Origin of the sequence: Falsiroseomonas oleicola (genome assembly GCF_019029495.1) — a bacterium.
GTDB lineage: Bacteria > Pseudomonadota > Alphaproteobacteria > Acetobacterales > Acetobacteraceae > Falsiroseomonas > Falsiroseomonas oleicola.
In genome coordinates this window covers 256053-280048 of the sequence record NZ_JAERQM010000002.1, presented here as the reverse complement: position 1 = coordinate 280048, position 23996 = coordinate 256053, and the positions used below count along the sequence as shown (strand labels likewise).

The window sequence follows — 23996 nt, the reverse complement described above, 5'->3', positions numbered from 1 at the left end:
AAGGCTTGAGGCATCGACGTCCAAGGTATTAGCCTTGGCGCATGACCAACCTCCGCCCCGTCCCACCCCGCATCGACTATGGCGCCCGCGACTACTGGTCCGGCACCATCAAGATGGGATTGTCAAAGTTCTTCATCCTGCGGGTGCTGCACGACGCGCCGCTGCATGGCTATGACGTGGCCCGTGCGGTGGAGCGGGTGACCGGCGGCTGCTGCTCCCCCACCGAGGGCACCATCTACCCCGTGCTGCGGGAATTCGAGGCCGGTGGCTTCGTGACCGTGGCGGAGGAGGTGGTGCAGGGCCGGCAGCGCCGCGTCTATGCCCTGACCGACAGCGGTCGCGCCGCCTTTCGCGTGGCGCTGGACGCCTGGATGGAGGCCACCGCGGCGCTGACCGATACCGGCCGCGCCTTCGCCCAACCCTGCAAGACCCCCGGAGACTGCACATGACCATCGCCATCATCGGCGCCGGCCCGATCGGCCTTGCCGCCGCCGCGCAGCTTCGGGCGCGCGGGCTGCGCCCGCTGGTGCTGGAAGCCGGGCCGCGCATTGCCCAGGCGGTGCGCGACTGGGGACATGTGCGCATGTTCTCCCCCTGGCGCTACAACATCGACACGGCGGCGGCGGAATTGCTGGCCGCGCGCGGCTGGGTGGCGCCGGACCCGGAGGCCTATCCGACCGGGGCCGAACTGGTGGAACGGTATCTCGACCCGCTGGCCGAGGCCCTGGCCGGGGACATCCGCACAGATGCGCGCGTCACCGGCGTGGCGCGGCGCGACCTCGGGCGGCTGCGGGATGGCGCGGACCGCGCGGCGGCGCCCTTCATCCTGCATCTGGCCGAGGATGAGGCCATGGAGGCCGCGGCGGTGATCGACTGCACCGGCACCTGGTCAAGCCCCAACCCCGCCGGCGCCCATGGCATGCCGGCACTGGGCGAGGCGCGGAACCGCGGCCGCATCGCCTATGGCATTCCGGATGTGCTCGGCACGTCGCGGACAGACCATGCGGGCCGCACGACGCTGGTCGTCGGCGCGGGACATTCGGCGATGAATGCCATTCTCGACCTGGCGGAGCTGGCGCGGCAGTCGCCGGGCACGCGCATCCTCTGGGCCTTTCGGCGGCCGCTCGGCGCGGTGAATTTCGGTGGTGGCGCCAATGATGGGCTGGCGGCGCGCGGTGCCCTGGGTGGGCGGGCGCAGGCGCTGGTGGACAGCGGCGCGGTGACCGCCCTCGCCCCCTTCCTGATCGACCGCATCGCCGAACAGGGGGACGCGCTGGCCATCACCGGCCGGCAGGACGGCCAGGCGCTGACGGTGCAGGCGGATCGCATCATCGTCGCCACGGGCTTCCGGCCCGATCTGGGCTTCCTGCGCGAAATCCGGCTGGATCTGGACCCGGCGGTGGAGGCGACCCCCGCCCTCGCCCCGCTGATCGACCCGAACCACCATAGCTGCGGCACGGTGCGCCCGCATGGCGAGGCGGAGCTGCGCCAGCCGGAGCCGGGCTTCTACATCGCCGGCATGAAGAGCTACGGCCGCGCGCCCACCTTCCTGCTGGCCACCGGCCATGAACAGGTGCGCAGCATCGCCGCCCACCTGGCCGGCGACACGGCCGCCGCGCAGCGGGTCGAACTCGTGCTGCCGGAGACCGGCGTGTGCAGCCTGGATCGCGCGCCGGAGGCCGCCTCCTGCGGCACGCCGGCAACCCCGCAGGGCGGTTGCTGCACGCCAAAGCCGGCGCTTCCCGCCACCGCGCCCTGCTGCGGCGTGGCATGAGCGAGGTGGCGCCCGCCGGAGCCCCCAGGGGCGCAAGACGCGTTGTCATCGCCCTCGGCACGTCGCAGACGCTGGCCTGGGCCTCCTCCTACTACCTGCCGGCGATCCTGGCGGCGCCGATGGCGCGGGAATTCGGTATTTCGACCGCCTGGGTCTTTGGGGCTTTCTCCGCTGCGCTGATGCTCTCTGCCGTGCTGGGGCCGGTGGTGGGGCGGGTGATCGATACCAAGGGCGGGCGCGGCATGCTCACCGCCTCCAACCTGGTGCTGGCGCTGGGGCTGGTGGCGCTCGGCCTGGCGCAGGGGCCTTGGAGCATGGCGGCGGCCTGGTGCGTGCTCGGCATCGGCATGGCGATGGGGCTGTATGACGCGGCCTTCGCCACGCTGGCGGGGCTGTATGGCAGGGCGGCGCGGGGACCGATCACCGGCATCACGCTGATCGCCGGCTTCGCCAGCACGGTGGGCTGGCCCGTCTCGGCGCTGCTGGCGGAGGCGTTCGGGTGGCGCGGCGCCTGCCTCGGCTGGGCGGCGCTGCATCTGCTGATCGGCCTGCCGCTGAACCGGCTGCTGGTGCCCCCGGCCCCGCCGCCGGAACGCAAGGCGGCGATGGCGGAGGACGCGCCGCCGGCACCCGGCCGCCTCGCCATGCCGCTGCTGGCCTTCGTCTTCGCCGGAAGCTGGTTCATCGCCGGTGCCATGGCGGCGCATCTGCCGGCGCTATTGCAGGCGGCGGGCGCCAGCGGCGCCACCGCCGTCGCCGCGGCGGCGCTGATCGGGCCGGCGCAGGTGGCGGCGCGGGTCGCGGAGTTCGGGCTGCTGCGGCGCTTCCATCCGCTGGTCTCGGCCCGGCTGGCGATGCTGGGGCATCCGCTGGGCGCCCTGGTGCTGATCGGCTTCGGTGGCCCCGCGGCGGCGGCCTTCGCGGTGCTGCACGGCATGGGCAATGGCGTGATGACCATCGCCAAGGGCACGCTGCCGCTCGCCGTGTTTGGCCCCGCCGGCTATGGCGCGCGGCAGGGGCTTTTGGGGGCGCCCGCGCGGTTCCTGCAGGCGGCATCGCCCTTCCTGTTCGGGCTGCTGCTGGAACGCGGCGGCGTGGCGGCCGCGCTCAGCGTCACCATGGCGCTGGCCCTGTCCGGCTGCCTGGCGCTGCTGGTGCTGCGGGCGGCGCCGGAGGCGGCCGTTCAGGCGGGCAAGTAGCGGAGAAGATCCTCAACGCGCATCACCTCGCAATAGATGCGGTTGAGGATTTCGAGCTCGCGCAGATGCAGCTCCTCGCTGCCGGCGGCGCAGGCATCCTCCAGCACGATCACGTCGAAACTTTCATCGGCCAGGCTGCGGACGGTGGAGCTGACGCATTGGTCGGTGAAGATGCCGGCGCAGACCACATGGGTGATGCCCATGTTCGCCAGGATCAGGCGGAGATTCGTGCCGGTCAGCGCGGAATCGGTGGTCTTCGTCACCACGATCTCGCCGGGCAGCGGCGCGACGGAGGCATGGATCGCGGAATCGGCGCGATCATGCGGCAGCAGCAGGTTGTTCCAGCCGGGCTTCTTCTGGCTCAGCGACCGGTCCGCGCCATCCGGCCGCAGGCAGGCGATGCGGGCGAAGAACACCGGATGGCCATCGGCGCGGAAGCGCGCCAGCAGGCGCTGAATCGCGGGCAGCACCGTGCCGTGCATGCGGTCATGGAATGGCGTCCAGGCGTGATACCGGGCGAGGTCCTCACCCGTCAGCGACGCCGGGTCGGGGCGTTCGAGATAGGTTTCCTGGACATCGATCACCAGCAGCGCCACGCGGCCCGGGACCAGCACGGGGTCCGGTGCCGCCGGCGCGCCCTGGTAGTAGAAGCTGCGCCAGCCGGTCTTCCAATCCATTTTTCTTCAATGCCCCATCACATGCCGTGGGAGGATAGCCCGGCCCAGGGTTACCAGGTGAAGGGCTGCCCCACATGTCGTGAATCGACGATGGGCGAATACTCATGAGCCAATGCAGACCCAACTGCCCCTTTCCGGAGACCGCGTGATGGACCTGGATGTGCTGGTCATCGGCGCCGGCCAGGCCGGGCTTTCGGCGGGCTATTTCCTGCGACGCGGGGACCGAAGCTTCCAGATCCTCGATGCCGGGCAGGCCGCGGGCGGTGCCTGGCGGCATGGCTGGGATTCGCTGACCCTGTTCTCTCCCGCCGCGCAAAGCGCCCTGCCCGGCTGGCCGATGCCGGCGGTGCCAGGCGGTGGCTATCCGCCACGCGACGCCGTCATCGCCTATCTCACCGCCTATGAGGCCCGCTACGCCCTGCCGGTGCGGCGGCCGGTGCAGGTCACGGCGGTGCGCCGCGCGGCGGAGGGGTTGCAGGTGGAGGCGGCGGATGGCGCGGCCTGGACGGCGAGGGCCGTCATCAGTGCCACCGGCACCTGGAGCCATCCCTTCATCCCGGACATCCCCGGCCGGGACGTTTTCGCCGGCCCGCAGATCCACTCGGCCCATTACCGGCGGCCGGAGGATTTCGCCCGGAAGTCCGTGCTGGTGGTCGGCGGCGGCAATTCCGGCGCGCAGATCCTGGCCGAGGTTTCCCGGACCGCCGCGCAGGCCACCTGGGTGACGGATCGCCCGCCCGTCTTCCTGCCGGATGATGTCGATGGCGGCGTGCTGTTCGACCGCGCCACCGCGCGCTGGCAGGCAGAACGCGAAGGCAGGCCGCCGCCGCCGCCGCTCGGCGGCCTGGGCAACATCGTCATGGTGCCGCCGGTGATGGAAGCCCGCGCCCGCGGCGTGCTGCACAGCCTGCCGCCCTTCGCAAGGCTGGAGGCCGAGGGCGCGGTCTGGGCGGATGGGTCGCGCGTGGCGGCCGATGTCCTGATCTGGTGCACGGGCTTCCGGCCCGCGCTGGATCATCTGGCGCCGCTGGGCGTGGTGGAGGCCGATGGCCGCGTCCGCGTCAGCGCCACCGGGCGGGCCCTGGCCGAGCCGCGCCTCTGGCTGCTCGGCTATGGCGACTGGACCGGCGGCGCTTCCGCCACCCTGGCGGGCGTGACCCGGGCGGCGCGGGCTGCCGTGGCCGAGATCGGTTGAATCCATAATTCCAGTTTCATCGAATTGTCACGCCGCGACCGCCCCGCCACCGGCATAAGCGCGGCATGGAGATCGAGGACGCGGCGACCGCCTTCATGGCGCTCGGCCAGGGCACAAGGCTGGATCTGATGCGGGCCCTGCTGGCGGCCGGGCCTTCGGGCGTGGCGGCCGGCATGCTGGCGGAACGCCTCTCCGTGCCCGGCTCCACCCTGTCCTTCCATCTGCGCGCCCTGGAACAGGCGGGGCTCGTCGCCGCCACGCGGCAGGGCCGCAGCCTGATCTATGCCGCCCAGATCGACCGCCTGCGCGCGTTGATCGGTTTCCTGACCGAGGCCTGCTGCAACGGCGCGCCCGAGCGCTGTGGCGACCTTCACAGACTGCTGCCGGAGACACCGCCGATGACACAGGTCTTCAACGTGCTGTTCCTCTGCACGCGAAATTCCGCGCGCTCCGTCATGGCGGAAGCGATCCTGCACAAGATCGGCCAGGGGCGTTTTCGCGCCTTCTCCGCGGGGTCCGACCCGGCGACGGAGGGTCCGCTGCCGGAGGTGCTCCAGCAGCTCAAGGCGCTGGGGCACGACACCTCCGCCCTGCGGTCCAAGAGCTGGGATGAATTCACCGCGCCCGACGCGCCGCGCATGGATTTCGTCATTGCGCTGTGCGACACGCTCGCCGGCCAGGCCTGCCCGGATTTCGGCGAGACGGTGCTGACCGCCGCCTGGCCGCTGCCGGACCCGGCGAAGTTCAGCGGCAGTGCGGCGGAACGCGCGACGCTGCTGAACGAGCTTTACGCCGCGCTGCAACGGCGCCTCGGCATCTTCACCGCCCTGCCCTTCGCCACCCTGGACCGCATCGCGCTGAAGGCCCGGCTGGATGAGCTGGCGCAGCCGCAGGCGAGCGCCGGCGCATGAGGATCGGCATCAATGGCATGGGGCGCATCGGGCGGCTCGCCTTGCGCGCGGCCATGGGCGCGGCGGAACGGCAGCCGGAGGATCCGCGCGCCGGCAACCGCCTGGACATCGCGCATGTGAACGAGGTGAAGGGCGGCGTCGCCGCCTGCGCCCATCTGCTGGAATTCGATTCCGTGCAGGGCCGCTGGCGCGCCGACATCGCGGCGGAGGCCGATGCCCTGCATATCGGCGGCAAGCGCATCGGCTTTTCGGAACATGCGAAGCCCGGCGACATCCCCTGGGGCGATCACGGCGTCGACGTGGTGCTGGATTGCTCGGGCAAGTTCCTGACGCCGGAGGCGCTGCAGGGCCATCTCGACCGCGGCGCGAAGCGGGTGATCGTGGCGGCGCCGGTGAAATTCGACAGCGTGCTGAACGTCGTCGTCGGCGTGAACGAACATCTCTACGATCCGTCGCTGCACCCGATCGTCACCGCCGCCTCCTGCACCACCAACTGCCTCGCCCCGGTGGTGAAGGTGGTGCATGAGGCGATCGGCATCCGGCATGGCCAGATCACCACGCTGCACGATCCGACCAACACCAATGTGGTGGTCGATGCGCCGCACAAGGATCTGCGCCGCGCGCGTTCGGCCATGCTGTCGCTGTCCCCCACCACCACGGGCAGCGCGACCGCCATCGCCCTGATCTATCCGGAGCTGAAGGGCAAGCTGAACGGCCATGCGGTGCGCGTGCCGGTGCTGAATGCCTCCCTCACCGACTGCGTCTTCGAATTGCAACGCGCCACGACGGCGGAGGAGTTGAACGAACTCTTCGCCGCCGCCGCCGCCGGCCCGCTCGCCGGCATCCTGGGTTTCGAATCGCGCCCGCTGGTCTCCATCGACTATGCCCGCGACACGCGCAGCAGCATCGTCGATGGGCTGAGCACCATGGTCACCAACGGCACCATGGCAAAAATCTACGCCTGGTATGACAATGAGATGGGCTATGCCTGCCGCATGGTCGACCTCGCCATCCATATGGAGCGCGTCGGGCTGTGAATGCCGGCACCCGCAACTACACCATCGTCACGGCCGCCTATTGGGGCTTCACCCTGACGGATGGCGCCTTGCGGATGCTGGTGCTGCTGCATTTTTTCCGCCTCGGTTTTTCGCCCTTCACGCTGGCCTTCCTGTTCCTGCTGTATGAAGCGGCGGGCATCGGCGCGAACCTGATCGGTGGCTGGCTGGCCACGCGCTTCGGCATCGCGCGGATGCTGGCCGTCGGGCTTATCACGCAGATCACGGGCTTTCTGCTGCTCTCGGCGCTGTCGCCAGGCTGGAGCATGGCGGCCTCCGTTGCATGGGTGGTGCTGGCGCAGGGTATCTGTGGCGTCGCGAAGGACCTGACGAAGACCGCCAGCAAGTCCGCGATCAAACTCACGGCCGGTGATGCCTCTGGCCAATTGTTCCGCTGGGTCGCCTGGTTCACCGGCAGCAAGAACGCGATGAAGGGATTCGGCTTCTTCCTCGGCGGATTGCTTCTGGAGATCGTGGGTTTTCGCGGGGCACTTTGGCTGATGGCGGCGCTGCTCGCCTGCGTGTTGCTGGGCGTGCTGCTGTCACTGCCGCCGCTGATGGGCAGAGCGAAAGCCTCGAAATCCGCCAAGGAACTCTTCGCCAAGAACCACGGCGTGAATCTGCTGGCGGCGGCGCGGGTGGTGCTGTTCGGCGCGCGGGATGTCTGGTTCGTCGTCGGGCTGCCGGTCTTCCTCTATGCCTCCGGCTGGACCTTCACCATGGTCGGCGGGTTCCTGGCCGTCTGGACCATCGGCTACGGCCTGGTGCAGGCGGCAGCCCCCGCCCTGGTCCGGCGCAGCACGGATGGGCTGGCCACCGAGGTGCCGGCGGCACGGCTGTGGTCGCTGCTGCTGGCGCTGGTGCCGCTGGCGATCCTGGCCGCGCTCTGGTCCGACCTGCCGCGCGGCGATCTGCTGGTGGTCGTTGGGCTCTGCGTCTTCGGCTTCGCCTTCGCGGTGAATTCCTCGATCCACTCCTATCTCGTGCTGGCCTATGCGGGGTCGGAGAAGGCGGCGGAGGATGTGGGCTTCTACTACGCCGCCAATGCGGTGGGCCGCTTCGCCGGCACGCTGCTCTCCGGCCTGCTGTATCAATGGGGCGGGTTGTCGGCCTGCCTGATCGGCTCCGCCGCCATGCTGATCGCCTGCTGGCTGGTCACCCTGGCGCTGCCGATGACACGCTCAGTACCGGCAGCAGCAGCCGCGCCGGCGCCGCCCCGCCACAGCGCACCGAAAGCGTGATCGGCAGCGCCTCCGCCCCCGTCGCATGGCGCGGATCGGTGCCGGTGCCGGGATTGACCGGGTAGGCGGGGAAGCACGCGCCGGCCAGGGAAATCCGCAGACGGTCGCCCGGCGCCAGGGTGATGCACAGCGCGCGCAGCTTCAGCCGCACCATGCCGCGGGACAGCACGGCATGGGCCTGGGACAGGGCGTAACTTCGCCCCTCCGCCGTCACCAGCGACAGGGTGGCGTTCAGGTCGAAGCTCGGCGCATTGGCCCGCACCTCGGCGACCAGTTCCGACTCCCCCACCAGATCGAGCGGCGCGGTCAGCGGTTCGGTGGTGAAGGCCAGCACGTCGAAGCGCGCATCCACCTCCGCCCGGTCACGCCAGGCGGCGCCGCCGTGATGCAGGCCGAGCGCCGGCACGGGGCGCCAGGGGTCGTGGGTGACGTGTTCCCAGTGCGCGGCCTCCGGCGCCGCCGCTGTCAGGCCGCCATCCCGCACCGCCGCACGGCCATCGCCGGCCAGGAACAACGGCCGCATCTCCGGCTCCGGCAGCGCCGCGAATCCGCGCCAGGCGCGCAGGCCGAGATCGAACAGCCGCACGCGGGAGGCCGCCATCCAGCCGGTCAGCGGCGCGCCCTTCAGCACATGGTCGAACAATGCCACCTGAAGCGCATCCACATCGGACAGCGCCGCCGGCCCGAAATCCGCGCCGGCACCAACGGGCGACCAGGCCAGATGCGGCCAGGGCCCGATCATCAGCCAGTGATCCGCACCGCCCCGCGACAGCGCCCGATACCCCGCGAGCGTCCCGTCCAGGTGATAGTCGAACCACCCCCCGACCCAGAGCGCCGGCACATCCGGCCGTATCACGTCACGCGTCGCGCCAATGGCTTGGACCGGGGAGGCGCGTTGCCAATAGCCGTCCTCGGCCGGCGCATCGCGCCAGGTGGCGTAGTGGTGCAGCCCCGCATGCTTTTGCAGCACGGCGGGCGCCGCCGGCACAGGCCCGGCCAGCATCTCGGCCCCCGCCGCCGCCAGTTCCGCATAGGCCGCCGCATCCCCGGCCCGCCGCGCCTGCGCCGCGCCCATCTGCGCCGCCCAATAGGCATTGCCCGCGAGCAGGAAGGCCCCCTTGTCGCGCGCCTTCTCCCCATACAGCTCCCAGCTCGCCATCGCCGGCGACATCACCCGCAGCGCCGCCGGCCCCCGCGACAGCGCCAGCAATTGCGTGGCGCCCTGATAGGAGAAGCCATACATCGCCACCTGGCCGTCGCATCCGGGCAGCGTGGCGGCCCAGGCCACGGCCTCCGCGCCATCCTCCGCCTCCCGGTCATAGGCCAGGAAGTGGCCCTCGGAGGTGCCGCTGCCGCGCACATCCTGGATCACCACGATATAGCCCTGGGCCGCGTACCAGGCGGGATGGACGAAGACGACGGTGGAGGCGATGCGCCGGCCATAGGGCTGGCGCATCAGCAGCACGGGATGCGGGCCGGGCGTCGCCGGGCGCCAGACATCCGCATCCAGCCGCACGCCGTCCCGCAGGCGCATGGACAGTGTTTCGGGCGTCACCCGCCGTAGGTCCGCCGCACCATCTCGTCCATATGCTCGCCCGTGGTGCAGGGCGCGTAATGCGGCGGGCCGGCTTCCGGCAGGCAGGTCGGCACGCAATGCACCACATAGTCGCGGCGCGGGCTGTAGAAGGCGGCGCAGGAATAGCGGTCGCGGCCGCTCGCCGCGTTCACCACGCGATGCGGCGTCGACTGGTACAGGTCGTTGGTCCAGCGCCGCACCATGTCGCCAAGATTGACGATGAAGGTGCCGGGGATCGGCCTGGCGCTGATCCACTGCCCCTCCGCATTGCAGACCTCGAGGCCCCCCGCATCATCCTGCAACAGCAGCGTCAGCGCGCCCCAATCGGTATGCGCACCGGCGCCCAGCTGGTTGAAGGCCGCGTCCTTGGGATGCGGCGGATAGTGCAGCAGGCGGACGGAGGGCTTCACGCCGACAAAGCCATCGCCGAAATAGCTTTCCGCCAGGCCGAGCGACAGGGCGAAGGCGCGCATCAGCCGATCGGCCAGCGAGGTCACGGCGTTGTGGTAGGCCTCCATCTGCGCGCGGAAGTCGGGCAGCCCTTCCGGCCAGAGATTCGGCGGGCCGTTCGGCACCTCGCCCGCGAACATGAAGCTTTCCTTCAGGTCGGGCGGGGAGCCTTCGTCGAGGCGCTGGCGCTGCATCGCCTCATAGCCGCGATTATGCGCGCCGGGGCGGAACTGCACCGCCATCTTGGCGTCGAGCGGCAATGCGAAGAAGGCGCGGGCCGCGGCGAACTGGCCGTCCAGCAATGTCTGCGGAATGCCGTGATTGGCGGCGTAGAAGAAGCCGGTGTCGCGGCAGGCCTTGTGAATCTCCCAGGCCACATCCTTGCGCGCCGCGGGCTCGGCAGAGGCGAGGCCGCCGATGTCGATCACCGGGATGGAGGTGGCCACGACGGGGGGCTGGTAGATGATCATGCGACGTCCTTCTGATTCCCGGCGGGGGGCACGAAGCTCCGCATCTTGCCGGGGTTGAGCAGGCCGCGCGGATCGACCTCGGCCTTGAAGCGAAGCTGGTCACCGGGGGCGAGCTTGTAGCGGCTGCCATCCTCCACGGTGGAGACATGCGGATTGGCGATGGCCGCGCCGATGGATTCGTGGAAATCCATCACCGATTGCAGATGCCCGGGCGTCGACCAGCGGATCAGGTGCACGCCGCTGAGCGCGACGCGGCCTTCCCAGACGAAGAATTCGAAATGCGCCAGCACCTGGTCCGGGAAGCGCGCCTGCACCGCCGCCCATTGCGCCTCCGCCCGGTCGATGTCGTAGAGCGATTGCAGATAGGTGATGGCCTTGTCGCTTTTCAGCGCGTGCAGCGTGGTGTGGCCATAGGTGAATTCAAAGACCGGGGTGCGCGCCGGATCGGTCTCCGCCTCCAGGCTGTCGGCGCTGTGGTCGATCTGGCCGCCATGCGCCGCCACCAGGTCGCGCAGCGCCTCCATATGCGCCGCATCCACCATGCAGGGCACCACGTCCCGCCCCGCCGGCACCAGCACGCGCAGCGGCGTCATCAGCGCGACTGTGGGCGCGCCGAGCACGCTGACCAGCTTCCTGGCGATGCCAGGCGCTTCCGCCAGCGCGCGGCCGAAGCGGAGCGCGGCGTTGATCTCCGGAAAGCTGACCAGCACATCCTGCCAGGGCCGCACGGGATCGAGCGGCATTTCGATCTCGGTGACGATGCCGGTGCTGCCAAAGGTGCGGTTCACCAGGCCGGTGTCCTGGCCGCGCAGCTCGATGATGCGGGGCGTCTCCTCCACCGTGATGACGCGCGCGCCCAGCAGATTGCCCGGCTCCCGCAGCCCGCCATGAGTCACCGCGCCGACGCCGCCCGATCCACCGGCGAAGAAGCCGCCGATGGTCGACAGCCGCTTGGTGGAGGGGTAGTGGCGCAGCTCCTGCCCTTCCTTGCGCGCCAGCGCATCCAGCGCCGCGATGCGGATGCCGACCTGGGCGCGGATGCGGCCGGACTCGATCCAGCGCAGGCGGTTCAGGCCGGTCATTTCCATCACCACGCCGCCGAAGAGGGGCGTCGCCTGGCCGTAATTGCCGGTGCCGGCGCCGCGCACCACCAGCGGCAGGCGCAGCCGGGCGCAGGCGGCGGCGATGCGGATCACATCGGCCTCGTCGCGCGGCATGGCGATGAGATCGGCGCGGCAGGCATCGAGCTTTTCCGTCAGCACCGGGCTGAACCAGTAGAAGTCGCGCGATTTCAGCTTGAGCTGCGCCGGGGCGTCGGACCAGGGCACGTCCCCCAGCGCCGCGACCATCGCCGGCTTGTCGAAGCGTGTGAGCACGGCGCTCATGCCGGATCCTCCTCGCGACCCACGGCCCAGGGAAAAAAGATGCGTTCCGCCAGCACCACCGCCTGGAACAGCAGCATCCCCATGCAGGAGAGGACCAGCATGGCGCCGAAGGCCACCGGCAGGCGGAAATAGGCGGTGGAGGAATAGATCAGGTAGCCGAGACCCCTTTCCGCCGCGACGAACTCCGCGACCACCGCCCCGATCAACGCCAGCCCGATCGCCACCTTCAGCGCGCCGAAGATGTGGGGCACGGCGCAGGGCAGGCGAATATCGACCAGCCGCTTGAACCAGGACGCCTTCATCGAGGCGCTGAGCTCCAGCAATTCGCGCGGCGCCGCGGACAGTCCCGTCGCCATGCCGACCACCAGCGGAAAGATCGCGATCAGCGCGGTGATGGTGATGCGCGCGGATTCGCCCGTGCCCATCACCACCGTCAGGATCGGCGCCAGCGCCACCACCGGAATCGACTGCTTCACCAGCAGCAGCGGATAGATGGCGGAGGATGCGGCGCGGGAGGATGAGATGGCGACCGCGATCGGAAAGGCCACCAGGATGGCGACGATGTAGCCACCGACCACGGTCGTCAGCGTCGCGCGCAGATCGACGAAGAGCGCCGGTCCGACCGCGATGGTCTCCGTCCAGACCGCGCTCGGCGCGGGCAGGATGAAGCGCGGCACGGCGAAGATGCGCACGCCCGCCTCCCAGACCAGCACCAGCGTGGCCAGTGTCAGCACCGCCACGCCGAAGCGGCGCAGCCAGCCAAGCCTCAGGCTAGGCAGCGAGACCCGGAAGCCGGTGGGCGCCGAGGCGGTTGATGGTGTCCCGGACATCGTTGATGGCCTCCTGGAAGGCAGGCAGACGGGTGACCTCCGGCCCGCGCGGGCGGGGCAGGTCGGGGATGAACTCGGCGGCGATGCGGCCCGGGCGCGGCGACCTCACCAGCACGCGGTCGGCCAGCATCACCGCCTCCGCCACCGAATGGGTGATGAGGATCACGGTGCGCGGCCGCGCGGCGCCGAGGCGCAGCAGCTCGAAGCCCAGCTCGTCCCGCGTCAGCGCATCGAGGGCGGAGAAGGGCTCGTCCAGCAGCAGGATTTCCGGTTCTGTCACCAGCGCGCGGCACAGCGCCACGCGCTGCTGCATGCCCCCCGAAAGCTCATCTGGCCGGCGCTTCGCGAAATCCGCCAGGCCCATCATCGCCAGCAGGGACATGGCCCGCTCGCGCTCGGCCTGACCGATGCGCAACCCGCGATGCTTGAGAGGAAAAAGCACATTGCCCAGCACGTCGAACCACGGCGGCAGCGTGGGCTTCTGGAAGGCCAGCGCCATCGCCGCCTGCTGCGTGGCCGGCGCCGCGCCGCGCACCTCCACGCTGCCGCGCGAGGGGCTCAGCAGCCCGGCCACCATCCGCAGCAGCGTCGATTTGCCACAGCCGGAAGGGCCGACCACGGCCACGAATTCATGCGGCGCGACGTCGAACGCAACCTCCGCCAAAGCCTGCACCGGCGCAGCGTTGCGCACCGCATAGGCGTGGCCGACACCCGCAAAACGGATCGCCGGGGTCATGTGCCGGTGGCGGGCATGAAGCTGCGGTCGACGAAGGTCTCGGGGTCGGTCGCCGGGTTCAGGTTCTGCGCGCGGATCAGCCAGCCATAGGTCTCGCGCAGCACGGCAGGGTCGAATTGGCCGAAGCGCGCCGGGTCCATCTCCAGCATGCTGCGCTTCATGATCTCGATGCGGCTGGCCTCGATCTCGGGGTTCTGCTGCGGGTTCAGCGCGGCGGTCGCACGCGCCACGGCCAGCGGGTCCTGCTGCTGGAACAGCAGGGAACGGCGCATGGCGCGCAGGAAGCGCCGCGTGAGATCGCCGCGCCGTGCCAGCGTGTCGTCGGAGGCGATCAGCACGCCGCTGTACATGCGCAGCCCGGCGAGGGCGAAGGGCAGCACCACCAGCTCCGCCCCCTGTTCGCGCGCCGGGCCTTCCAGCTGCACGGTATTGGTCAGCCACAGCATGGCGGCATCGACGCGCTTGGTCAGCAGCATCGGCCCCAGCGCGGCAGGGTCGGTGTTGACGATGCGCACGCGCGCGGGGTCGAGCCCCGCATCGCGCATCACCAGCGGAAAGAACAGGTTTGAAGACGCCGTTGGCGCGGTGCCGAGCGTCTTGCCCTGCAAATCCGCAAAACTGTTGATGCCGCTGCTGTTCAGCGTGATGACGGCATGCGCCGGCTTCGCATGCAGCGAGAAGATGGCCTTCACCATCGCGCCCTGCGGCCGCGCCGCCATGACATTGGCGATGTCGGAATAGCCGAAATGGGATGCGCCGGTGGCGACCTTGGTCAGACTGTCGGCGGCGCCGCTGCCGCGGCGGATCTCCACATCCAGCCCCTCGGCGGCGAAGAAGCCCTGGGCGATGCCGCCGAAGCCGGCCTGCTTGTCGCCGGTCGGCAGCCAGTCGATGGTCAGGACAATCTTTTCGGTCTGCGAACGGGCGATGCGCGGCGCCATGAGCGCGAGCGCGGTGGCCGCGCCGGCCGTGCCGATCAAGGCGCGGCGCGAAAGGTCGAGGGTTGCGGTGGCAGGGCGGTCGCGCATCGTCCCAACTCTCCTGAGGTCGGGTGCGTGAAATGCAAGCCGCATGCCACGGCAGGACAGGCCCGCATCACCGCCATGCGGCCCGATGGCTGCGCAAATGCGCGGCGGCCCTCAGGCCGGAGTGACCGCGGCCTGGGCATGGATGAAACCGGCGATCGCGGCGATCGCCGCGCGCGAATCCGCCGCCTGCGGGTCCTCCGTGATGAACAGATGGCCCCGGCCCGGAAACAGCCGCAGTTCCACCGCACCGCCCGCTTCGCGGCAGGTTTCGGCGAAACGTTCGGCCATGTCCGGCGTCAGATTGGCATCGGCAGTGCCCTGGATCAGCAGCGTCGGCGGCGGCACCGCCTCCCCCCGCGCCACGATGTGCTGCGGACTGCCATCCTCCATCGCCGCCTCGTCCGGCCACCAGGCGTGATGCGCCGCCAGCAGCTTTTCCGCCTGCCGCGCCTGCGCCATGCGGTAGCGCGCCAGCGGGTCCAGCACCCCCCAGCAGACCGCGACGAAGGCCAGTGCGGCATCGCCCCCCGGCCGCAGCGCCGCCAGCATCACCTGATGCCCGCCGCTGGATGTCCCCAGCCCGCCCACCGGCCCCAGCCCCGGCTGCGCCTTCAGCCAGCGGATGGCGCACAGAATGTCCTCGATCGAGGCCGGATAGGGATGCGCCGGCGGTTTGCGCATCTCCGGCGCCATCACCAGCACCCCGGCCTCCGCCAATGCGCCATCCAGCGCCGCATTCATCATCCGGTCGCCAAAGGTCCAGGCACCGCCATGCACCGAGACCACGGCCGGATGCGGGCCTGGCCCCTCCGGGCGGTAGATCCGGGCCAGCAGCCCGTCCGGGTGGTAGGGGACATCCTCGATGACCATGCGCGCCTCTCCGCCGGCATGGGGCTTGCTTGCCGCTGGCCGGTCGCAGCGACAGGACAAGCAGCATGTATGCCATCGGCGAATTCATGGCCGCGATCGGCGATGTGCCGGTGATCGAGGATGGCGCCGAGATCCGGCTGCGCTCCCGCGACAATTTCGCGGTCAGCCCCCTGCTGCGGAAGGCCCTGGCCGGCAAGACGGCGGACCTGATCGTCGCGCCGCGCGACCGGGCGGAGCTGCTGCGGGTGATCCAGCAGGCGGTGCGGCTGCGCATCCCGCTGGTGCCGCGCGGCGGCGGCACCGCCAATTACGGGCAGTCCGTGCCCCTGGCCGGCGGCATCCTGCTCGACCTGCGCGGCCTGGACGGCATCCTGTGGCAGCGGGATGGCCGGGTGCGCTGCGGCAGCGGCATCCGCATGGACCTGCTGGATGCCGCGCTACGGCCGCGGGGGTGGGAGGTGCGGATCCATCCCTCCACCCGCAAGGCCAGCACGCTGGCGGGCTTCATCGCCGGCGGGTCGGGCGGCATGGGCAGTTGCGGCTTCGGCATGCTGCGCGACCGCGGCAATATCACCGCCCTGCAGATGCTGAGCATCGAGGACAAGCCCCGCACGCTGGAACTGCGCGGCCGGGACGTGGAGCTGGTGCACCACGCCTATGGCACCAACGGCATCATCACGGAGGTGGAGCTGCCCCTCGCCCCGGCCTGGGCGTGGCGGGAGGTGATCCTGGCCTTCCCCGACTATCCCAGCGCCGCCCGCTTCGGCGTGCGGCTGGGCAAGGAGGCCGGCATCCTGAAGAAGCTGATCTCCATCCACGAAGCGCCGGCACCCGCCATGATGCGCGCCCTGGGCGGGCTGGTGCCGGCGGGGATGACGGCGGTCTTCACCATGCTGGCCCCCTCCACCCGCGATGCGGCGGATGACATGATCGCCGAATTCGGCGGCACGTTGCTGGCGGACCATGCCGAGGGCGAGGGCCCCTATGGCGCGCCGATCTATGAATTCGCCTATGGGCACGGGCTGCGCCAGATCCAGAAATCCCATCCGCAGACCACGGTGCTGCAAGGCATGTTCCCGGCCGATGGGCTGCTGGAGACGTTGACCCGCATCCATCGCCGCCTGGGCCATGTCGGGCCGATGCGCAGCGAGATCTTCCTCTCGGATGGCGAGGTGGTCGGGCTCGGCTCGCCCTATATCCCCTTCCAGGATCCCGCACAGATGGCGGAGCTGGTGCAGGCGATGCAGGCGGAGGGCGCGCAGATCGCCAATTCCCATACCACCGGGCTGCGCGGCGTCGGCATCAAGTCCATCGGGGCGCGGGAGCTGGCCTTCAAGCGGGAGATGGACCCGCACCACCTGCTGAACCCCGGGCAGATGGAAGCGGAGGCCGTGGCCTCCGCCCTGCCGACGGATGGCTGGCGCTTCCGCAAGGCGGGATGATCGCCGCAGGATTGCCGAAATGGCAAATCCGCGATGCGCACAATTCAATCCCGGACAGATAATGTCCTGATAATTATTTCTTGACGCACGCAGCGGTGGCGTGAATTCTCGCCTGATATTTCAAGGCAGGAACATCACCATGCTGGTTTCGCGACGCAGTCTTCTCGTATCCGGCGCGGCGGCGACACTGGCTTGTACCGTTTCGCCCGCGACGGCGCAGGTCTTCACCCGGCCGGTGCGCCTGGTCGTGCCGATCGCGCCGGGCGGCATCGTCGATTCGGTCGGCCGCATCCTCGCCACCGGCCTTGCCGGCCCTCTGGGCCAGACGGTCGTGGTGGAGAATCGCGCAGGCGGCGGCGGCGTGGTCGGCACCGATGTGGTCGCCAAGGCGGCGAAGGATGGCCACACATTGCTGGTCTCGGATTCCGCCATCGTGGTGAATCCCTTCCTGCTGCCCAGCCTGCCCTATGACTTCGCCGCGGACCTCCAGGTGGTCGGCATGATCAGCGCCTCGCCACTCGTTGTCGCGGTCGGCCCCAACCTGCCCGTGACCTCACTCGCCGAGTTCGTGGCGCTGGCCCGCAGCCGGGCGGAGCCGGTCACCTTCGCCTCCCCCGGCGCCGGCACCATGACGCATCTGGCGGCGGAGCTGTTCGGCCGCCAGCAGGGGCTGCGCATGACCGCCGTGCCCTATCGCGGCGTCGCCGCCGCCTTCCCGGACATCATCGCCGGCCGCGTCGACTGCGTGTTCAGCAGCATCGCCGGCGCCCGCGGCCTCATCGCCGATGGACGCCTGCGCGGCCTGGCCACCACGGGCGCGGAACGCAGCCCGCTGCTGGCGGAACTGCCGACCATGGCGGAAGGCGGCGTGCCGGATTTCGTCGTCGATATCTGGCTCGGACTTTTCGCCCCGACCGGCGTGCCGGAGACAACGCTCGTGGCCTTGCGGCAGGGGCTGGAGGCGGCGCTGCGTGACCCCGCGACCGTCGCCACCTTCGCCCAGACCGGCAATGCCGTAGTGCTGTCCTCCCGCCCCGAGGCCATCGCCTTCGTGCGCGCGGAATATGAGCGCTGGCGCGCCATCGCCGCCGCCCAGCCGCGGCCCACGAATTGAGGGCGCGGAGATGTCCCGCCTCATCATCGAGAATATCGGCGAATTCTTCACGGGCGACATCGCCGCGCCGACCGCCGCCCTGACCAGCCTGCTGATCGAGGATGGTCGCATCGCCGCCCTCGACCCGGCGGCGGTGGAGGCCGCGCGCCCGACCTGCGAGCGCGTCATCGATGCCGCCGGCGGTGCGGTGCTGCCCGGCCTGGTGGATGGCCATGTGCATCCCGTGCTCGGCGAATGGACGCCGACCCAGGACGCCATCGGCTGGATCGGCAACTACCTGCATGGCGGCACCACCAGCATGGTCTCGGCCGGGGAGCTGCATATCCCCGGCCTCGACTACGGCAATCTCTCGGCGGAGCTGGTCACCTCCATCGCCATCGTCACCAGCGCCACCACCGGCCGCGTGCGCTGGTCCGGCGTGAAGCTCAGCGCCGGCACGGTGCTGCTGGTGCCGGGGATGGAGGAGGCGCATTTCGACCGCCTGGCCGCGGCCGGCGTGCGCTTCGCCAAATTCCTGTTCTACCCCTTCGGCGAGGATCGGACGGAGGCGCTGCGCTATGTCGCGCAATGCCATGCCCGCGGCATCAGGGTGAAGGTGCATACCGGCGGCGTCTCCCGCTCCGGCGCCTCGGCCGTCTGCGGCTATGACACGCTGTCCTGGCTGCAGCCGGATGTCGCCGCCCATGTCAGCGGCGGGCCGATTCCGATGAGCGACGTGGATATCGAGCAGGTGGTCGCCCGCACCGGTTTCGCGCTGGAGGTCTGCACCTCCGGCAATTACCGCTCCACCGCCCTGCTGGTGCGGCTGCTGCGGGAGAAGGGGGAGCTGCACCGGCTGACGCTGGGCACCGATACGCCGGGCGGCACCGGGGTGATCCCGCGCGGCATGCTGCGCAACCTGCTCTACCTCGCCTCCATCTGCGAGCTGACACCGGGCCAGGCCATCGCCGTCGGCACGGGCAATACCGCGGCGGCGCATGGGCTGGATGTGGGGCGGCTGGAGGTCGGGCGGCCGGCGGATATCGTGATCTGCGGCAGCATCACCGGATCGGCCGGCACCACGGTGGCGGATGCCGTGGCGCATGGCGACCTGCCGGGCATCAGCCATGTGCTGGTGGATGGGGTGGACCTGGTTTCCGGCCGCAGCGGCCAGACCCCGCCACCGGCCAGGCCGGCCTTCTTTTCCTGCTGCGGCGCGGGGGCGCCGAGCCGGTTCCGCTGCGACTGAAGGCACATGGGGGGCTTGGGTCCCCCGCCCGTTGCATGGCAGTAGGATGGCAACGCCGCGGGTCCAGCATCCGTCGCCCCGCGCCCTGTCCAGGAGGAATCGCCATGCCCGACGCCAACCAGCCCCCCACCGGCCCCATCCTGCCCATCGGCTTCGCCGACGCGCCGGGCCGCAACCGCCGGCTGCGGGAATTGCTGGCGGGGAAGGAGCTGTTCCTGGCCCCCGGCGCCTTCGACTGCGTCACCGCGCGGCTGGTCGATGCCTCCGGCTTCCCGGCGCTGTACATCACGGGCGCCGGCATCTCGATGAGCGCGCTGGGCGCGCCGGATGTGGCGGCGCTGTCCTTCGGCGAGATCATCGACCGCATCCGCCGCATCTGCGACGTGGTCTCCATTCCCGTCATCGCCGATGGCGACACCGGCTATGGCGGCCCGCTGAACGTCATCCGCACCGTGCGGGAGTATGAGCGTGCGGGCGTTTCCGCCATCCAGATCGAGGATCAGGAATGGCCGAAGAAGTGCGGCCATGAGCCCGGCCGCAAGCTGGTTTCCGCCACCGACATGCAGATGCGCATCCGCGCCGCGGTGGAAGCCCGGCGGGACCCGGATTTCGTGGTGATCGCCCGCACCGATGCCCGCGCCGGCGAAGGCCTGGCCGCCGCCATCGGCCGCGCCCGGCAGTACCGGGAGGCCGGGGCCGATGTGATCTTCGTCGAGAGCCCGCAATCCGAGGCGGAGCTGGAGGAGGTGGGCCGCGCCTTCCCGGACGTGCCGCTGCTGGCGAATATGGTCGAAGGCGGCAAGACCCCGATCCTGCCGGCCGAGCGGCTGACGGAACTCGGCTTCCGGCTGGCGATCTACCCCAATGCCATGACCCGGCTGATCGCCAAGGCGGGGATGGAGATGCTGGCTTCCCTGAAGGAGACCGGCTCCTCCAACGCCATGGCGGACCGCATGTACAGCCATGGCAAGCTGTGGGAGCTTTTTGATAACGCCACCTGGCGGGCGCTGGAGGATCGGTATTTGCGGGTCGAGACGCCCGCGAAGGGGTGAGCGGTCGTAGCGAGACGCGAACGCGTTTGCTGTCCTGCACTTCCCCCCTCACCCAACCCTCTCCCCCTGTCAGGGGGAGAGGGCTTTTCCGGGCTTTTCAGCCCTTCTGGGCGATCTCCCGGTGCTGGCGGACGACCTCCGCCATTACCCGGCGGATGAACTCCTCGGCGAAATCCTCATCCAGGCCGGCGCGGGCGGCGGTTTCGCGCAGGCGGGCGACCTTCGCCTCCTCCCGCGCCACATCCACCGCATCCAGCCGGTGGCGGGCCTTGAGATGGCCGACTTCCCGCGTCACCCGGAAACGTTCCGCCAGCATGGCGACCAGGGCCGTGTCGATATTGTCGAGACTGCTGCGCAGTCGCCAGAGATCCTCCGGTGCGGCCGGCTCGGTCGCGGTTTCGTTGGGCATGGGATGCTGCCGCCTTCTCGCCTGGAACTGAGGTTGAAGGCGTAGCAGACCGCCCGGCCTGAGGGGAAGCCAGGCTCCCCTACAGGATCTGGCTCAGGAACAGCCGGGTCCGGTCGTAGCGGGGGGCCGAGAAGAACACCTCCGGCGCCGCCTGCTCCACGATCTCGCCCTGGTCCATGAACACAACCCGGTCGGCGACGGTGCGCGCAAAACCCATCTCATGGGTGACGACGACCATGGTCATGCCGGTGCCGGCGAGTTCCACCATCACCTCCAGCACCTCCTTGATCATTTCCGGGTCCAGCGCGCTGGTCGGCTCGTCGAACAGCATGATGCGCGGCGCCATGCACAGCGCGCGGGCGATGGCCACCCGCTGCTGCTGGCCGCCGGAAAGCTGCAGCGGATACTTCTTCGCCTGTTCGGGAATCCGCACCCGTTCCAGATGCGACATGGCGATGGCCTCCGCCTCCGCCAGCGGCATCTGCTTCACCCAGGACAGCGCGAAGGTGCAGTTCTCCAGCACCGTCATATGCGGGAACAGGTTGAAGGACTGGAAGACCATCCCCGTCTCCCGCAGGATCGGCGCATCCCGCTTCGGCTCGCCAGTCAGGGCCTGGCCATGGATGCGGATATCGCCCTTCTGGTGCCGCTCCAACTGGTTGATGCAGCGGATCATGGTGGATTTGCCGGACCCCGATGGCCCGCAGACCACCACCCTCTCCCCTTCCGCCACGGTCAGGTCCAGCCCCTTCAGTGCCTGGAAGCCGCCATACCATTTGCTGACGCCGACAAGCTCGATCGCGGCACTCATCGGCGCTGCCCCTCCCCCAGCCTGCGTTCCAGGTTCAGGCTGTATTGCGACATCAGGAAGCAGAAGACGAAGTAGATCAGCGTGATGAAGAAGAAGGGCTCGATGAACAGGCCGAGCCAGCGTGTATCCTCCCCCACCGCGCGCGACATGCTGAGCAGGTCGAACAACCCGATGATGGAGACCAGCGTGGTGTCCTTGAACAGGCCGATGAAGTTGCCGACGATGGAGGGGATCATGATGCGCAGCGCCTGCGGCAGGATGATGAGGGAGGTGGACTGCCAGAAGCCCAGCCCCATCGCGGCGGCCGCCTCATACTGCCCCTTCGGGATCGCCTGAAGCCCGCCGCGCACGATCTCCGCCATATAGGCGGAGGCGAAGAGGCAGACGGCGACGATGGCGCGCAGCAGCCGGTTCACCTCCACACCCTCCGGCAGGAACAGCGGCAGCATGGTGTTGAACATGAACAGGATGGTGATGAGGGGGACGGAGCGGAACAGCTCGATGAAGGTCACGCAGAACACCCGGATCAGCGGCATCTCCGACCGCCGCCCCAGCGCCAGCACCACGCCGGCGGGCAGGGAGAAGGCGATGCCGATGCCGGAGATCACCAGCGTCAGGAACAGCCCGCCCCAGAAGCGCGTCTGCACCTCCACGAAATCGAGCTGCGAGACGATGACGAAGGTCAGCACATAGAGCGCCGCCAGCGCGCCCCAGCCGATGCGGCGCGCCCTTTCGTCATCCGCCGCGCCGAACAGCCGCGCCACCAGCGGCCCGAAGCCGAGGCCGAAGCGCATCTCCGCCAGGCTGGTCAACCAGGTCCAGGCGAAGGCCGTGGCGCCCAGCGCGATCAGCGCGGTCCAGACCAGCGTCTGCTGGCCGCCATGGAAGAAATAGGAGGCGAGGAAGGGATAGGCCAGCACCAGGCTGAGCCCGATGGCGACCTTCGACCGCACCCGCGGCAGCCAGAGCGGCACGGCCCAGGCGATCAGGATCAGGAAGCCGGTATTGATCCGCCAGACCTGGTCCTTCGGATACAGCCCGTAGATCAGGTTCGGAATCCAGGCGGCGACACCCGGCCAGCAGGCGCCGGAACGGCCGACCATGTCGAGGCATTGCCGGCGATTCTCTGCCTCCCACACCGCATTCACCAGCGCCCAGTTCACGATGGCGCTGACCACGACATAGAAGATGTAGATGCCGAGGAAGGTCAGGATGGCATTCGGCACGGAGGAGAACAGGTTGGCCCGCATCCAGCCGACCACGCCGATGGTGGAAGGCGGCGGCGGATCGGCGGGGCGGGGTGCGAAGACCAGCGGCGCGTCCGACATCTCAGCGTTCCCTCAGCAGGATGCGGCGATTGTAGGAATTCAGCACGAAGGACACGGCCAGGCTGACCACGCAGTAGAAGCCCATGGTCATGGCGACGATCGGAATCGCGCGTCCCGACTGGTTGAGCGAGGTGTTCATCCAGACGCTGACGAGATCCGGAAAGCCGATGGCGATCGCCAGCGAGGAATTCTTCGTCAGGTTCAGATACTGGCTGATCAGCGGCGGGATGATGACGCGCATCGCCTGCGGCAGGATGATGAAGCGCATGGTGCGGGAAGGCTTCACGCCCAGCGCCCGCGCGGCTTCCGTCTGGCCATGGCCGACGGATTGGATGCCGGCGCGCACGATCTCCGCGATGAAGCAGGAGGTGTAGATGGACAGCGCCACCACCAATGCGCAGAAGGCGGGCGGCACCGAAAAGCCGCCCTGGAAATTGAAGCCGCGCAGCACCGGCCAGTCCCAGGTGAGCGGCGCGCCCAGCAGCAGATAGACCAGCGTCGGCGCCACCAGCACCAAGGCGATTCCCACGAGCACGGAGGGAAAGGGCCGCCCCGTCGCACGGAAGCGCTGCCTTGCCCAGAGATGCAGCAGCACCGCCCCGATCAGGGCAGCGACCAGCGCCAGCAGCACCAGGCCGAAGCCCTCGCCCGGCACGGGGGCGGGGAAATAGGCGCCGCGATTGTTCAGATACATGACGCCGCCGAGATCCACGCTGGCGCGCGGCAAGGGCAGCAGGTTGAAGACGCCGAAATACCAGGCGATGATCTGCAGCAGCAGCGGCGTGTTGCGCAGGATCTCGACATACCAGCGCGCCAGCGTGCGGATCAGCCAGTTCGTCGAAAGCCGCCCAAGCCCCACCACCAGGCCGAGGATGCTGGCGAAGACCACGCCGATGGCGGCGACCAGCAGCGTATTGGCGATGCCCACCTGGAAGACGCGCAGATAGCTGTCACCCTCCCGATACGGGATCAGGGTGAAGGCGATGTTGAAGCCGGCGGAGACATCGAGGAAGTCGAAGCCCGCGGACATGCCGCGCGTCGCCATATTGGCGATGGTGTTCGACACCAGGTACCAGATCAGCCCGACGACGCAGACGAAGGTGACGGCCTGGTAGAAGACCGAGCGCACCGTCGCGTCATTGGCCAGCGTGCCAAGGCGCAAGGGCGGCGTGGCCGGGCGGCGGATGGCGGTGGATTGGGACATGGTCAGCCCTG

23 protein-coding genes are annotated in these 23996 nt (G+C 69.6%); 11 read left to right on the top strand and 12 right to left on the bottom strand.

Annotated features, from left to right (window positions below; translation table 11 throughout):
- The first annotated feature begins 41 nt into the window (after positions 1-41).
- From JJQ90_RS08195 to JJQ90_RS08185, 3 genes are read left to right on the top strand one after another with little or no spacing between them, the layout of a single operon-like run.
- Positions 42-449: a PadR family transcriptional regulator gene (locus JJQ90_RS08195; RefSeq protein WP_230410490.1), complete on the top strand. Its 408-nt coding sequence runs from the start codon at positions 42-44 to the stop codon at positions 447-449.
- Positions 446-1774: an FAD-dependent oxidoreductase gene (locus JJQ90_RS08190; RefSeq protein WP_216874250.1), complete on the top strand. Its 1329-nt coding sequence runs from the start codon at positions 446-448 to the stop codon at positions 1772-1774. Before JJQ90_RS08195 ends, JJQ90_RS08190 begins: the two co-directional genes overlap by 4 nt.
- Positions 1771-2973, top strand: a complete 1203-nt coding sequence (locus JJQ90_RS08185; protein ID WP_216874248.1) for an MFS transporter — start codon at positions 1771-1773, stop codon at positions 2971-2973. The genes JJQ90_RS08190 and JJQ90_RS08185 overlap by 4 nt, the downstream gene beginning before the upstream one ends.
- Here the strand turns inward: JJQ90_RS08185 and JJQ90_RS08180 are convergent.
- Positions 2958-3650, bottom strand: coding sequence for a cysteine hydrolase family protein (locus JJQ90_RS08180; RefSeq protein ID WP_216874246.1), 693 nt, complete (start codon positions 3648-3650; stop codon positions 2958-2960). The genes JJQ90_RS08185 and JJQ90_RS08180 overlap by 16 nt on opposite strands.
- Before the next feature lie 148 nt (positions 3651-3798).
- Between JJQ90_RS08180 and JJQ90_RS08175 the strand changes: the two genes are divergently transcribed.
- The 4 genes from JJQ90_RS08175 to arsJ all read left to right on the top strand — a co-directional run bounded on the left by JJQ90_RS08175 (position 3799) and on the right by arsJ (position 8052).
- The gene (locus JJQ90_RS08175) at positions 3799-4845 is read left to right on the top strand and encodes an ArsO family NAD(P)H-dependent flavin-containing monooxygenase (protein ID WP_216874244.1); all 1047 of its coding nucleotides are present in this window, start codon (positions 3799-3801) and stop codon (positions 4843-4845) included.
- A 65-nt stretch (positions 4846-4910) separates the two neighbouring features.
- Positions 4911-5756, top strand: a complete 846-nt coding sequence (locus tag JJQ90_RS08170; RefSeq protein WP_216874242.1) for a metalloregulator ArsR/SmtB family transcription factor — start codon at positions 4911-4913, stop codon at positions 5754-5756.
- Complete coding sequence (locus JJQ90_RS08165; protein ID WP_216874241.1) at positions 5753-6793, top strand: ArsJ-associated glyceraldehyde-3-phosphate dehydrogenase; 1041 nt, start codon at positions 5753-5755, stop codon at positions 6791-6793. The genes JJQ90_RS08170 and JJQ90_RS08165 overlap by 4 nt, the downstream gene beginning before the upstream one ends.
- On the top strand, positions 6790-8052 hold the full coding sequence (gene arsJ, locus JJQ90_RS08160; protein ID WP_216874240.1) for an organoarsenical effux MFS transporter ArsJ: 1263 nt from the start codon (positions 6790-6792) through the stop codon (positions 8050-8052). The genes JJQ90_RS08165 and arsJ overlap by 4 nt, the downstream gene beginning before the upstream one ends.
- Here the strand turns inward: arsJ and JJQ90_RS08155 are convergent.
- From JJQ90_RS08155 to JJQ90_RS08125, 7 genes are all read right to left on the bottom strand, one after another.
- On the bottom strand, positions 7967-9607 hold the full coding sequence (locus tag JJQ90_RS08155) for a CocE/NonD family hydrolase (RefSeq protein WP_216874239.1): 1641 nt from the start codon (positions 9605-9607) through the stop codon (positions 7967-7969). The genes arsJ and JJQ90_RS08155 overlap by 86 nt on opposite strands.
- Positions 9604-10548, bottom strand: coding sequence for an isopenicillin N synthase family dioxygenase (locus JJQ90_RS08150; protein ID WP_216874238.1), 945 nt, complete (start codon positions 10546-10548; stop codon positions 9604-9606). Before JJQ90_RS08150 ends, JJQ90_RS08155 begins: the two co-directional genes overlap by 4 nt.
- Entirely contained in the window at positions 10545-11933 is a 1389-nt protein-coding gene (locus JJQ90_RS08145; RefSeq protein ID WP_216874237.1) for an FAD-binding oxidoreductase, read from the bottom strand. Before JJQ90_RS08145 ends, JJQ90_RS08150 begins: the two co-directional genes overlap by 4 nt.
- The gene (locus JJQ90_RS08140) at positions 11930-12763 is read right to left on the bottom strand and encodes an ABC transporter permease (RefSeq protein ID WP_216874235.1); all 834 of its coding nucleotides are present in this window, start codon (positions 12761-12763) and stop codon (positions 11930-11932) included. The genes JJQ90_RS08145 and JJQ90_RS08140 overlap by 4 nt, the downstream gene beginning before the upstream one ends.
- Positions 12705-13499: an ABC transporter ATP-binding protein gene (locus tag JJQ90_RS08135; RefSeq protein ID WP_216874233.1), complete on the bottom strand. Its 795-nt coding sequence runs from the start codon at positions 13497-13499 to the stop codon at positions 12705-12707. The genes JJQ90_RS08140 and JJQ90_RS08135 overlap by 59 nt, the downstream gene beginning before the upstream one ends.
- A complete protein-coding gene (locus JJQ90_RS08130) occupies positions 13496-14527 on the bottom strand; it encodes an ABC transporter substrate-binding protein (RefSeq protein WP_216874231.1) in 1032 nt (343 codons plus the stop codon). The genes JJQ90_RS08135 and JJQ90_RS08130 overlap by 4 nt, the downstream gene beginning before the upstream one ends.
- Before the next feature lie 111 nt (positions 14528-14638).
- Positions 14639-15397 (bottom strand): alpha/beta hydrolase, encoded by a 759-nt coding sequence (locus tag JJQ90_RS08125; protein ID WP_216874229.1) that lies wholly within the window; start codon positions 15395-15397, stop codon positions 14639-14641.
- A gap of 65 nt (positions 15398-15462) precedes the next feature.
- Here JJQ90_RS08125 and JJQ90_RS08120 point away from each other — a divergent pair, with 65 nt between their 5' ends.
- The 4 genes from JJQ90_RS08120 (at position 15463) to JJQ90_RS08105 (ending at position 20233) form a co-directional block, all read left to right on the top strand.
- On the top strand, positions 15463-16839 hold the full coding sequence (locus JJQ90_RS08120) for an FAD-binding oxidoreductase (RefSeq protein WP_216874227.1): 1377 nt from the start codon (positions 15463-15465) through the stop codon (positions 16837-16839).
- A gap of 139 nt (positions 16840-16978) precedes the next feature.
- Positions 16979-17953, top strand: coding sequence for a Bug family tripartite tricarboxylate transporter substrate binding protein (locus JJQ90_RS08115; RefSeq protein WP_216874225.1), 975 nt, complete (start codon positions 16979-16981; stop codon positions 17951-17953).
- Between the two features lie 10 nt (positions 17954-17963).
- Positions 17964-19181 (top strand): amidohydrolase family protein, encoded by a 1218-nt coding sequence (locus JJQ90_RS08110; RefSeq protein WP_216874223.1) that lies wholly within the window; start codon positions 17964-17966, stop codon positions 19179-19181.
- Between the two features lie 104 nt (positions 19182-19285).
- Complete coding sequence (locus JJQ90_RS08105; protein ID WP_216874221.1) at positions 19286-20233, top strand: isocitrate lyase/PEP mutase family protein; 948 nt, start codon at positions 19286-19288, stop codon at positions 20231-20233.
- A 97-nt stretch (positions 20234-20330) separates the two neighbouring features.
- On the opposite strand, the gene JJQ90_RS08100 is transcribed toward JJQ90_RS08105, so the two are convergent.
- The 4 genes from JJQ90_RS08100 to JJQ90_RS08085 form a co-directional block, all read right to left on the bottom strand.
- On the bottom strand, positions 20331-20642 hold the full coding sequence (locus tag JJQ90_RS08100) for a chorismate mutase (RefSeq protein ID WP_216874220.1): 312 nt from the start codon (positions 20640-20642) through the stop codon (positions 20331-20333).
- Between the two features lie 79 nt (positions 20643-20721).
- On the bottom strand, positions 20722-21453 hold the full coding sequence (locus JJQ90_RS08095) for an amino acid ABC transporter ATP-binding protein (RefSeq protein ID WP_216874218.1): 732 nt from the start codon (positions 21451-21453) through the stop codon (positions 20722-20724).
- The gene (locus JJQ90_RS08090; RefSeq protein WP_216874216.1) at positions 21450-22781 is read right to left on the bottom strand and encodes an amino acid ABC transporter permease; all 1332 of its coding nucleotides are present in this window, start codon (positions 22779-22781) and stop codon (positions 21450-21452) included. The genes JJQ90_RS08095 and JJQ90_RS08090 overlap by 4 nt, the downstream gene beginning before the upstream one ends.
- Position 22782: 1 nt before the next feature.
- The gene (locus tag JJQ90_RS08085) at positions 22783-23985 is read right to left on the bottom strand and encodes an amino acid ABC transporter permease (RefSeq protein WP_216874214.1); all 1203 of its coding nucleotides are present in this window, start codon (positions 23983-23985) and stop codon (positions 22783-22785) included.
- Positions 23986-23996: the final 11 nt, after the last annotated feature.